This window comes from Kitasatospora cathayae (genome assembly GCF_027627435.1).
Classification (GTDB): domain Bacteria; phylum Actinomycetota; class Actinomycetes; order Streptomycetales; family Streptomycetaceae; genus Kitasatospora; species Kitasatospora cathayae.
The window spans coordinates 6060765-6072694 of record NZ_CP115450.1 but is presented as its reverse complement, the minus strand read 5'-3'; the positions used below and the strand labels follow the sequence as shown (position 1 = coordinate 6072694).

Below are 11930 nucleotides of genomic sequence, written 5' to 3'. Positions count from 1 at the left end.
GGCGCGGGGCGGCGCTGGTCAGGCGTCGAAGGGCGGCATCGCCGGGGCCCCGGGGTCCCAGGCGGCCAGGAAGCGGTCCTGCCGGGAGACGTCCATCATCTCGAGGCTCACGCCCAGGCTCTCCAGCCGGTGGTAGCTGTAGGGACGCCCCAGCGGGCAGGCGTCGAACTCCGGGGTGAAGCCGTCCTCGGACAGTCGGGCCGCACTCTTCGTCACATCGGCGGTCCAGAAGCCCAGATGGTGGCAGCGGGCACCCAGGCTGGAGTCCCAGGGGCTGCCGGGCGGGCCCTGCACCAGCTCGGTGTAGGGCGCCCCGCCGCGGGTGAAGGCCAGGCGGTACTCCCACGGCCCGAGCGAGTCCTCCAGGATGCCGGACCACTGGGCGCCGACGGTCCGGGTGAGGTCCGCCATCGCCGCCTCGATGTCGGGGACCACGAAGCACACGTGATAGAACACGGCGTCACACCAGCTTCTCGATCAGGCCGAGCACCTCTTGGGGGGCCGGCATGGCGTTGGCCTCCTCGGCCAGGTCCCGGGCGCGCTCCCGGTAGTGGTCGTTCGCCAGCAGGTCGCCCGCCGCGTCCGCCAGTGCCTCGGGGGTGTCGTCGCCGGGCAGGATCACCCGGGCCGCGCCGTAGGCCGCCAGCCGCTGCGAAGGAGCCACCAGCTTGGGCATGTTGGGGACCACCAGCTGGGGGATGCCGTACACCATGCCGGTCAGGGCGGTCCCACCGCCGGCGTGGTGGACCAGCAGGTCGCAGGTGCGGGCGACGGTGTCGAACGGCAGCCAGCCGACCCGCATGCCGGTGGCCTCGCTCAGCTGCCCGGCCACCGCCGGCGGCGCGCTGACCAGGATCTCGGCGTCCAACTTCTTGAGCGCGACCGCCAGTTGAACCAGGTAGTCGAAGAAGTAGCCGGGCGCGGTCTTGGTGCCCGCGGTGACCCCGACCCGGGGCGCGGAGCCCTTGCTGTACATCCACGGTTCGAGCGGCGGCTGCAGGTTGCAGGGGATCCACCGCATGGACGTCCCCTGGAGCGCCTCGGGGTCGCGCACGCTGGGCGGGCACACGTCGACCCACAGGGCGGTGCCGGGGATGCCCGCCAGGCCGAGCGCGTCGAGTTCGGGGCGCATCTCCACCGCGGCGGCCTCGTCTACGACCAGCGGCTCGCCGGAGTCCCAGGAGTGCCGCACGAACGGCACGCCGATCCTGGCGGCCAGGACCGCCGCCGAGTAGTGCAGGGTGCCGCCGACGACCACGTCGGGCCGCCAGCAACGGGCCAGCTCGAGCAGCGGCTCCTGGTAGGCGGCGGCCATCCGGCCGAAGGCATGGCCGATGGCCCGGATCGCCAGATCGGGGTCCTCGGGCATCACCAGCGGGGTGCCGGCGCGGTCGTGGTAGATGTGGTGCCGGATCGGCACGTCGGACACGCAGACGCCGGGCAGCCCGGCTCCGGTGACGGCCTCCATCGTCTCCGCGTTGGAGGCGACCAGTACCTCGTGCCCGGCGTTCCGGGCCTCCGTCGCCAGGGGGGTGAGTGCGTACACCGTGGCCGGGCTGCCGCCGGTAACAAAGAGCATGCGCATGACAGAGGCCTCGCTGGAATGGTGGGGACGGGGATTGCGGTACGGGCGTGCCGGCCGTCGTGGCTCAGCGACCCAGGGAACTGCCGGCCTCCGCCGGGACGACGGGGCGCGGCCGCGGGCGGCCGAACCACCGCACCAGGGGCGTCTCGAACCACTGGTGGATCGCCAGGGCCAGCGCCAGGCTCACCGCGAGGGTGAGCAGGGACACCACCACGCCCTGGCCCGTCGACGGCGCGCGGTGCTCGCGGACCAGCAGCTCGCCGGCGTACTCCAGGACGATCCCGTGGATCAGGTAGAAGGCGAACGAGGCCTCCCCCAGCCGGCGCATCAGGGGCGTCGCGAGCGGCGTGCCGGCGTCGGCGCTGTCCGCCTGGGCCAGCGAGGCGACGAACAGGGCCAGCGGCACCACGGTCACCGCGGCCACCGTGAACAGCATGGGCGTGTAGAGCCCCAGCACGTACGCGGCCACCACGAGCAGCCCGGTCCAGGCGGGACGCAGCGCGATCCACCGGCCGGACTGGACGATGCGCGCCATCAGGATGCCGAGGGCGAACTCCAGCAGCCGGACCGGCGGGAAGATGTAGACGAGCCACAGCCGTTCGATCGACACGCCGTCCAGCCAGGACCCGGTCCTGGGCAGGGTCTGACCGGCCGGCAGCAGGGCGGCGACCAGCGGCATCAGCATCACAGCGGCCGCGACACCGCCCGCCCACCACCACAGCCGCCGGGCGGGAATCCGGCGCAGCAACGGGAGCAGCAACGGGAAGAGCACGTAGAAGAGCAGCTCGCAGGAGAGCGACCAGCTCGCCCCGTTGACGCTCAGGAAGACCATCGGGTCCGAGGACCAGGCCTGGAGCAGCAGCAGGTTGAGCAGCGCGGTGCCCAGCGGCGTGAAGGCCGACGCGTAGACGACCATCGCCAGGGCGTAGGTGAGCAGGTGGTTGGGGAAGATCTTCACCAGTCGGCGCCGCAGGACGCCGCCGTAGGTGTCCGCGGGTCGGACCGACCAGGTCAGTACGAAGCCACTGAGGACGAAGAAGAATGAGACCCCGACCGTACCGGCGGTCTTGGTGGCCGTCATCAGCCCGGTGGCCGGTGCGGAACCGGGCACAAAGAATCCACTGGTCGCCAGATGGCAGAAGAACACCAGTCCGGCGGCCAGAAACCGCGCACCGGTGAGGGAATCGAGGCGCCGTCTGCCCGAGGCGCCCGCCACTTCCTGCATGGGTAATCCTTCGTTTTCATTGTCGAGCCGCCGGTCCGGGAATTCGAGGCGCCGGGTCCACATGCGTCGCACACCGGTCCGGTATTCCGTGGAAAGGCGGGCCGATTTTCTGGAAAGGGCGGTGGGTCAGGCTCTCAGGAGGGAACGGACGTGCCGGCCGTACATGGTGCCGGGCGAGAGCCGTTCGGCGAGCCGGCCCAATTGCCTCCGGTCGATGTAACCCATCCGGTAGGCCGTTTCCTCCAGGCAGGCGATTTGCATTCCCTGCCGCTTCTGGAGGACCTGGACGTACTGGCTCGCCTCCAGGAGGCTGTCGTGGGTGCCGGCGTCGAGCCAGGCGATGCCCCGGCCGAGCTGGACGATCCGCCCGCGCCCCTGCTCGACCAGCAGCCGGTTGATGTCGGTGATCTCCAGCTCCCCGCGGGCGGACGGGGTGATCTTCTCGGCGTAGCTGAGGGCGTCGTTGCTGTACATGTAGAGGCCGGTGACCGCGATGTTGGAGGGCGGGTCGGCCGGCTTCTCCACGATGTCGACCAGTTCGCCGCCCCGCCCGAGGACGGCCACGCCGTACCGCTCGGGGTCGGAGACGGGATAGCCGAAGACGGCGCAGCCGTCCAGGGTCCGGGCCGCCTCGCGCAGCTGGCCGGGCAGGCCCTGCCCGTAGAAGATGTTGTCCCCGAGAATGAGGCAGACGTCCTCGTCGCCGGCGAAGTCCCGGCCGATCACGAGGGCTTCGCCGATCCCGCGGGGCTCGTCCTGGACCGCGTACTGCAGGCTCAGGCCCAGATGGCCGCCGTCGCCCAGCAGCGAGCGGAAGGCTTCCAGGTGGGCCGCGCTGCTGATGATCAGGATCTCCCGCATGCCGGCCAGCATCAGCACCGACAGCGGGTAGTAGACCAGCGGCTTGTCGTAGACCGGCAGCAGCTGCTTGGAGTTGATGAGGGTCAGCGGCAGCAGCCGGCTGCCGGAGCCGCCGGCCAGCAGTATTCCGCGCATGGGAGGAGTGGTTCCTTAGCTCGGGGCGGAAGGACGCGGTCCGCCGCGGTCCGTCCCGCCGGGCTCATGGCAGGGTGGCCTGCGGGGCGGCGCCGAGACGACCCGCCGGTTCCGGCAGCAGGGGACGCCACCACTGCGGGTTGTCCTGGTACCAGCGGACCGTGGCGGGAAGGCCGGTGCTGAGCGGCACGCGCGCCCGGTAGCCCAGTTCCTCGCGGGCCTTGCGGTCGTCGAGCGAGTAGCGCAGGTCGTGGCCCTTGCGGTCGGCCACCTCGCGCACCAGCGACCAGTCGGCACCGCCGAAGGCCAGCAGCCGCTCGGCGAGCTGGCGGTTGGTCAGTTCGGTGCCGCCGCCCAGGTTGTAGACCTCGCCGGCCCGTCCCCGGGTGCGCACCAGCTCGATGCCCCGGCAGTGGTCCGTCACGTGCAGCCAGTCGCGCACGTTGCGCCCGTCGCCGTACAGCGGCACGGTCAGGCCGTCGATGGTGCGGGTGACGAAGAGCGGGATGACCTTCTCCGGGTGCTGCATCGGCCCGTAGTTGTTGGAGCAGCGGGTGATGCTGGCGTTGAGCCCGTGGGTGCGCTGGTAGGCGAGGACCAGCAGGTCGGAGGAGGCCTTGGAGGCGGCGTAGGGCGAGTTCGGGCTCAGTGGACTCGACTCGTCCCACGACCCGCTCGCGATCGACCCGTAGACCTCGTCGGTCGACACGTGCACGAAGCGGCTCACGTCGTGGCGCAGCGCGGCGTCCAGCAGTGTCTGGGTGCCCAGCACGTTGGTGCGCACGAAGGCGCCGCCGTCCTCGATGGAGCGGTCCACGTGGGACTCCGCCGCGAAGTGCACGACCTCGTCGGCGTCCCGCAGGACCTCGTCCACCACGGCCGGGTCGCAGATGTCACCCCGCCGGAACCGCAGCCGCGGATCCGCGGCGAGGTCACCCAAATTGGCTTGATTTCCCGCGTACGTGAGCTTGTCCAGAACTGTCACGGAGAGCTGCTCGGCTCCGGAAAGCAATAACCGTACGTAATGGGATCCGATGAACCCGGCACCGCCCGTGACGACGATGCGGCGATGCGATCCTGCTGACCCTTTCCCGCCGGACCCTAACGGTGGCGGTAACTCCACGTGCATACGGTACCCCCATCAGGCAGTAGCGAGGTCAGATGTGGTGCCGCCACGAACCTAATACCTCTAGACGGGCTTTGTAAACCCACCAGCCGAAGGGCCTCGGAGCGTCCCGCGACAGCCTGCGCCGGCAATTCGTCCATATGATATAAAACGGACACATCGGGACGATCTGAGTTCTTGACCATCGCACATCACGCTGTATAAGTTGCAAATCGTTGTGGACTTCGCCGGCGTCCGCGCCCACGCGAATTCACCAGCTATTCCACAGGAATTCCACACAATCAACCGGCCCGACACGGCCGGGAATCCCGAACTCACCCCGCCCCCACCTGCCGCTCCACCCCGACGGCCCGGCCGACCGGGACGGCAGGGGACGGCGGGCCGCCCGCACGACACCCGCAGGCGGGTGACCACGCATCCCGGCGTTCGGCGCGGGGCCCGTCACCAAGGGAATTATGGCATGGTCACGGCATTCACGTCCGGATGATCGGGTTCGCCGCGGGCGAACCCGCCGACCGGCTCCCGCCCCGCGGCCCTGACCACCTGGACGAGCGTCCCCGCAGCACGACCGCGCGCCGCGGCCCACCCCGGCGCCGATCCGTCGGGTTGTCCGCTCCCCGCCCGCCCGACGCTCACGCTCCACCAACCAGCAGCCGTATCCGCCCCGCGATGGGAGACGATCATGGACAGGGAACACGCCGGCAAGGTCGCGCTGGTGACGGGCGCCGCGGGAGGCATCGGCCGATGCGTCGCGCGCACCCTGGCCCGTTCGGGTGCCCAGGTGGCCGCCTTGGACCTGGGCGGAGACGCCCTCGAGGAACTGCGGCGCGACGTCGCCGCCGAGGGTCTGTCCGTGACGGTCTTCGCCGCGGACGTGACCTCCACGAGCTCGGTCGAGGAGACCGTCGCCGCCGTCGAGACGCAGCTCGGTCCCATCGAGCTGCTGGTCAACACCGCCGGCGTGCTGCGGTCCCGCTCGGCGCTGTCGCTCACCGAAGAGGACTGGGAGCACACCTTCGCCGTCAACGCCGGCGGGGTCTTCCGCGTGTCCGGGGCCGTCGCGCACCGCATGGTCGGGCACGGCATCCGCGGCGCGATCGTCACCGTCGCCTCCAACGCCGCCGGAGTCCCCCGGATGGGCATGGCCGCCTACGGGGCCTCCAAGGCCGCGGCCACCGCCTACACCAAGGCCCTCGGCCTAGAGCTGGCGCAGCACGGCATCCGCTGCAACGTGGTGTGCCCCGGCTCGACCGACACCGCGATGCTGCGCTCCCTGTGGACCGACGAGTCCGGCCCGACGGACTCCCTCAACGGCGTGCCGGAGCAGTACCGCGTGGGAATCCCGCTGGGCCGCTTCGCCACCCCGCAGAACATCGCCGACGCCGTCGCGTTCCTGCTCTCCGACCGGGCCGGCCAGATCACCCTGCACGACCTGTACGTCGACGGCGGTGCCGCGCTCGGCCGCTAGCGATCACCCGGCCGACCCCGCCCGCAGCGGCCGCGCCAGGCCGCCCCACCTCCTGGAGGACGCCCCATGGCCATCCCTGGCATCGCCCCCTACCCCCTGCCCACCGAGCGGTCACTGCCCGCCAACACCGCCCCGTGGATCCCCGACCCGCGCCGCGCCGCCCTGCTGGTGCACGACATGCAGCGCTACTTCGTGGCGCCCTTCACGGCCGGCCACGAACCCGTCACCGGCCTGCTGAACAACAGCCGACGCCTGGTCGAACGATGTCGGCAGTTGGGCATGCCCGTCACCTACACCGCGCAGCCGGGCGGCATGAGCGACCAGCAACGCGGGCTGCTCAAGGACTTCTGGGGCCCGGGCATGCGCACCAGCCCGGAGGACCGCCAGATCGTCGACGACGTGGCCCCCGACGATGACGCCACGGTCTTCACCAAGTGGCGCTACAGCGCCTTCCACGGCAACGACCTGCTCGACCACCTGCGTGCCGCCGGGCGCGACCAGCTCGTCATCTGCGGCGTCTACGCCCACGTGGGCTGCCTGATGACGGCCGTCGACGCCTTCACCCACGACATCGAGACGTTCCTGGTCGCGGACGCCGTCGCGGACTTCTCCGCCGAACGGCACGACTGGGCGCTGGAGTACGCGGCGGCCCGCTGCGCCGTCGTCATGACCACCGATCGGCTGCTGGAGCACGTCGGGCAGCCCGGACTCGTCGGGCAGGTCTGACCCATGGTCCCCGACCAGAGCGGATTCGCCGGGCTCCTCGAACGCGTCCTCGGCCCCTGCCCGCCCGCCTTCGCACTGCTGCACCGCCCCGACGCGGTCGGCCACCGCGTCGAACTGCTCACCGGCGACATCACCGAGGTCCAGCGGATCGCCGACGTCCCGCTGCCGCCGCTCGACCAGGGCCCATCCGGACCGCGCCACGAGAGCCTGGTGCTGTTGCCCTACCGGCAGTTACGCGAACGGGACTTCGCCTGCCACGACGACGGCACCCCACTGCTCGCCATGACCGTCGCGGAGCAGCACACCTGCCCGCTGGACCGGGCCCTCGAGCTGCTGCCCGACGAACCCGCCGAACTCACCGACCCGGGCTTCGACATCGACGACGACGAGTACGCCTCGATCGTCCGGCGGGTGCTCACCGAGGAGATCGGCACCGGGGCGGGAGCCAACTTCGTGATCAAGCGGGCCTTCACCGCCCGCATCCACAACTGGTCCACCCGCACCGCGCTGAGCCTGTTCCGCCGGCTCCTGCGGGGCGAGCGCGGCGCCTACTGGACCTTCCTCGTCCACACCGGGACGCGCACCCTCGTCGGTGCCACCCCCGAGCGCCACGTCAGTCTCTTCGACCAGACCGTCGTGATGAACCCGATCAGCGGCACCCTGCGCCACCCGCCGCAGGGCCCCACCCTGACCGACGTGCTGGACTTCCTCGCCGACCCCAAGGAGGCCGGCGAGCTGTACATGGTCGTGGACGAGGAACTCAAGATGATGGCCCGGATCTGCGAGGGCGGCGGACGGGTCGTGGGCCCCTACCTCAAGCAGATGGCCACCCTCGCACACACCGAGTACCTGATCCAGGGCCACAGCTCCCACGACGTGCGGGAGATCCTGCGCGAGACGATGTTCGCCCCCACCGTGATCGGCAGCCCACTGGAGAACGCCTGCCGGGTCATCCACAGCCACGAACCGCGCGGACGCGGCTACTACAGCGGCGCCGCCGCGCTGATCAGCCGTGACATCAACGGCGGCCGGTCCCTGGACTCCGCCATCCTGCTGCGCACCGCCGACATCACCGCCGGGCGCCTCGAACTGGCCGTCGGCGCCACCCTGGTGCGCGACTCCGACCCGCTCTCCGAGGCCGCCGAGACCCATGCCAAGGCCCGCGGCATGCTCCGCGCCCTCGGCGCCGCGCCGACCGGCCCCGAGACCGCCGCGCCCGGCGACCTCAACGACCACCCGCGCGTCCGCCAAGCCCTCACCGCCCGCAACAGCCGCCTGGCCGCGTTCTGGCTCGACCCGGCGCTCCGGCCGGCCCGGACGCCGGACCCCCGGGTGGCGGAGGGCAAGCGGGCCCTGATCGTCGATGCCGAGGACACCTTCACCGGCATGATCGCCCAGCAGTTGCGGGCCCTCGGGCTGACGGTCGACGTGCGCCGCTTCGACCAGGACCACCCCGCCGACGGCTACGACCTCGTGGTGATGGGACCGGGCCCGGGCGACCCGTGCGACACCGGCGACCCCCGCATCGCCACCCTGCGCGGCACCATCGCGCGGCTGCTGGCGGACGGCACCCCCTTCCTCGCCGTCTGCCTCAGCCACCAGGTCCTGGGCACCCTCCTCGACCTGCCCGTCGTCCGGCGCAGCCGCCCCAACCAGGGCGTGCAGAAGGAGATCGACTTCTTCGGCCGCCGGGTCCTGGTGGGCTTCTACAACACCTTCGCCCTGCACGCCGCCGACGACGTGCTGCACCACGACGCGCTCCCCGGTCCCGTCGCGGTCTGCCGCGATCCCGGTACCGGCCAGGTGCACGGCCTGCGCGGGCCGGCCTTCGCGTCGCTCCAGTTCCACGCCGAATCCCTGCTCAGCCGCGACGGCCTGACCGTCCTGGCCGACCTGGTCGCCGACCTGACCGGCTCCCGACCGGAGCGCCGGGCCGACGGATCCACCCATCTGACCGGGTCCGTCGGCGTCGGCTGACCGGTCCGATCCGTCTCGCACGCGCCGACCGAAACCGACGCACCACCATTTCCGCACGAACCACAGGGGACTCACGTGCCACATGTCGTCGTAGCAGGCGGGGGAATCGGCGGACTGGCGACCGCCCTCGCCCTCGCCCAGGCCGGCCACACCGTCGAAGTCCTGGAACGCAAGGGCGAGTTCACCGAACTCGGCGCCGGCATCCAGCTCGCCCCCAACGCCTTCCGCGCCCTGGCGCGGCTCGGCCTGGCGGAGCCGGTCAGCGCCGCGGCCGTCCACGTCGACGCCCTGCGACTCCTGGAGGGCCGTTCCGGAGCTCCGCTGGCGGTCCTGTCGCTGGACCACGCCTACCGGGCACGCTTCGGCCTGCCCTACGCCGTCGTCCACCGCAGCGACCTGTACCGGCCGCTCCTGGACGCCTGCCAGGCGCACCGACGCATCACCCTGCACGCCGGGGTGGAGGTCACCGGCTACCAGGGCGGGCCGGACCAGGTGCGCGCCCTGACCGCCCGGGGTCCGGACCGCACCGCCGACGCCCTGATCGGCGCGGACGGCCTCCACTCGGCCGTCCGCGCCCAGCTGGTGGGCGACGGCCCGCCCCGGGTCTCGGGCCACACGATCCACCGCGCGGTCGTGCCCATGGCGGCGGTGCCCGCCGAGCTCCGCTCGAACACGGTCACCCTCTGGGTCGGCCCCGGCTGGCACTTCGTGCACTATCCGATCGCCGGCGGCAGCCGACTCAACCTCGCCATCACCCAGGACGACGGCGCCCGCGAAGCGGTGGCCGGCCTGCCCACGGAGCGGGAACAGGTGCTCGCCCGGTTCCCCGGCCTGCACCCCGCCGGCCGCCGCCTGCTGGAACTGGGCCGCGACTGGCGCACCTGGGTGCTGTGCGACCGCGACGCCACCACGACCTGGACCGACGGGCGCACCGCGGTCCTCGGGGACGCGGCGCACCCGATGCTCCAGTACGCCGCCCAGGGCGCCTGCATGGCCCTGGAGGACGCGGTGGTGCTCGGCGATCTGCTGCGGGACTGTCCGTCCGCCCGACTCGCCGAGCAGCTGCGCGAGTTCGCGTCGCTGCGGCAGGAGCGCACCGCCAGGGTCCAGGACGTGTCGCGCTGGATGGGCCGCGAGGTCTACCACCCGTCGGACGGCGCGGCGCAGGCCCGCGACGCGTTGCTCGCCGACATGTCCGCGGACGACCTGATGGACGCCGTCGACTGGCTCCACGCCCACGACGCCCGGGGTGCCACCACCCTCGCAGCACAGTGAGCCGCCGCCTCACCACCACCCACCTGGCCGATGACTGGATGCAGGAGACCGGATGAATACAACTCCTTTGGCTGCGACGACCGTTGACGAGCAGCGGGTGAGAGGCCTGGCGCGCTCCGCAGCGGCCCGGGCCGGCGGGCTGACGACCACGGCGGACTTCCACCGGTGGTTCGCGGCGTGCGCCGAGCGCCTGCACACCGAGGTGGAGCCGATCGCGCTCGACGAACTGGTCGGCTGGCACACCGACCCGGAGACCGGGAACCTCGTCCACGACAGCGGGCGGTTCTTCTCGATCGAAGGCCTGCGGGTGGAACGCCCGGACAGTGCGGTGCCGCACTGGAGCCAGCCCGTCATCAACCAGCCGGAGACCGGCATCCTGGGCATCCTGATGAGCGAGTTCGACGGCGTCCCGCACTTCCTGATGCAGGCGAAGGTCGAACCCGGCAACTGCGACGGGCCCCAGCTGTCACCCACCGTGCAGGCCACCCGCAGCAACTTCACCCGCGCCCACCGGGGCCGCGACGTCCCGTACGTGGAGTACTTCCGCGACGCGGCGCGGCACACCCTGCTGGCGGACGTACGCCAGTCCGAGCAGGGCGCGTGGTTCTACCGCAAGCGCAACCGCAACATGATCGTCGAGGTGCGCGAGCCGGTCGCGGTGCGCGAGGGCTTCACCTGGCTGACGCTCGGCCAGCTCCACGAACTGCTCGCCGTGGACGACCTGGTGAACATGGACTCGCGCGCCGCGCTGGCCTGCCTGCCACTGGCCGGACCCGGCACCGAGACCGTCGGCTCCCCCGGGGACGCGTTCGGCTCCGCGCTGCTGCGGTCCTGCGCGGCCGGCCCCGACGAGGGCCGCCACACCGGCGCGGAGATCGCCCACTGGGTCACCGAGGCCCGCAGCACCACGGACCTGCGGGCCCGACTGGTGCCGCTCCGCCAGGTCGACGAGTGGCAGTCGGCCGAGGGCCGGATCAGCCACCGGACCGGTGCGTTCTTCGACGTCATGGGCGTGCGGGTCAGGGCCCGGGGCCGCGAGGTGGACGAGTGGACCCAGCCGTTGATCGCCGCGACCGGACCCGGCGTGATCGCCTTCCTGGTCCGGGAGATCGACGGCGTCCTGCACGTCCTGGTCCAGGCGAGGGCCGAGGCCGGGCACAACGACGTCATCGAACTGGCCCCCACCGTCCAGTGCACCCCGCAGAACTACGCCCACCTGCCCGCCGAGGCCCGCCCGCGCTTCCTCGACGAGGTGCTCGGCGCCGACCCGCGGCGGGTCCGCTTCGACACCACGCTCTCGGAGGAGGGCGGACGGTTCTACCACACCCGCAACCGCTACCTGATCGTCGAGGCGGAGCCGGACTGGTCGGCGGAGCACCCGGACCACCGGTGGCTGACGGTGCGCCAGCTCACCGAACTGCTGCGGCACAGCTACTACCTCAACGTGGAGGCGCGCGGCCTGCTGGCCTGTCTGCGGAGCCTGCTCGCCGCACCCGCGGCCGGCTGAACGGACCGTGCCCGGGGGCCGGCTCGCGCGGCAGCGCGCGGGCCG

General features: G+C 71.9%; 10 protein-coding genes. 5 read left to right on the top strand and 5 right to left on the bottom strand.

The features are described 5' to 3' along the window. Positions 1–18 precede the first annotated feature (18 nt). The 5 genes from O1G21_RS27165 to rfbB all read right to left on the bottom strand — a co-directional run bounded on the left by O1G21_RS27165 (position 19) and on the right by rfbB (position 4935). Complete coding sequence (locus O1G21_RS27165) at positions 19–456, bottom strand: VOC family protein (protein ID WP_270147323.1); 438 nt, start codon at positions 454–456, stop codon at positions 19–21. A 4-nt stretch (positions 457–460) separates the two neighbouring features. Beyond that, entirely contained in the window at positions 461–1579 is a 1119-nt protein-coding gene (locus O1G21_RS27160; RefSeq protein ID WP_270147322.1) for a glycosyltransferase, read from the bottom strand. Between the two features lie 70 nt (positions 1580–1649). Further along, positions 1650–2810 (bottom strand): acyltransferase family protein, encoded by a 1161-nt coding sequence (locus tag O1G21_RS27155; protein WP_270147321.1) that lies wholly within the window; start codon positions 2808–2810, stop codon positions 1650–1652. Positions 2811–2936: 126 nt separating this feature from the next. After that, positions 2937–3806 carry a glucose-1-phosphate thymidylyltransferase RfbA gene (gene rfbA / locus O1G21_RS27150; protein WP_270147319.1) on the bottom strand — a complete coding sequence of 290 codons (870 nt, stop codon included), beginning with the start codon at positions 3804–3806 and terminating at the stop codon, positions 2937–2939. 64 nt (positions 3807–3870) lie between these two features. Continuing rightward, a complete protein-coding gene (rfbB, locus tag O1G21_RS27145) occupies positions 3871–4935 on the bottom strand; it encodes a dTDP-glucose 4,6-dehydratase (RefSeq protein ID WP_405000714.1) in 1065 nt (354 codons plus the stop codon). A 679-nt stretch (positions 4936–5614) separates the two neighbouring features. On the opposite strand from rfbB, the gene O1G21_RS27140 reads away from it, so the two are divergent. The 5 genes from O1G21_RS27140 (at position 5615) to O1G21_RS27120 (ending at position 11885) form a co-directional block, all read left to right on the top strand. Beyond that, positions 5615–6400, top strand: coding sequence for a 2,3-dihydro-2,3-dihydroxybenzoate dehydrogenase (locus tag O1G21_RS27140; RefSeq protein WP_270147318.1), 786 nt, complete (start codon positions 5615–5617; stop codon positions 6398–6400). A 66-nt stretch (positions 6401–6466) separates the two neighbouring features. Beyond that, a complete protein-coding gene (locus tag O1G21_RS27135) occupies positions 6467–7126 on the top strand; it encodes an isochorismatase family protein (protein WP_270147317.1) in 660 nt (219 codons plus the stop codon). Between the two features lie 3 nt (positions 7127–7129). Further along, positions 7130–9103 (top strand): anthranilate synthase family protein, encoded by a 1974-nt coding sequence (locus O1G21_RS27130; RefSeq protein ID WP_270147316.1) that lies wholly within the window; start codon positions 7130–7132, stop codon positions 9101–9103. A 75-nt stretch (positions 9104–9178) separates the two neighbouring features. After that, complete coding sequence (locus tag O1G21_RS27125) at positions 9179–10378, top strand: FAD-dependent monooxygenase (protein ID WP_270147315.1); 1200 nt, start codon at positions 9179–9181, stop codon at positions 10376–10378. Positions 10379–10430: 52 nt separating this feature from the next. Next, entirely contained in the window at positions 10431–11885 is a 1455-nt protein-coding gene (locus tag O1G21_RS27120) for an NDP-hexose 2,3-dehydratase family protein (RefSeq protein WP_270147313.1), read from the top strand. Positions 11886–11930 lie beyond the last annotated feature (45 nt).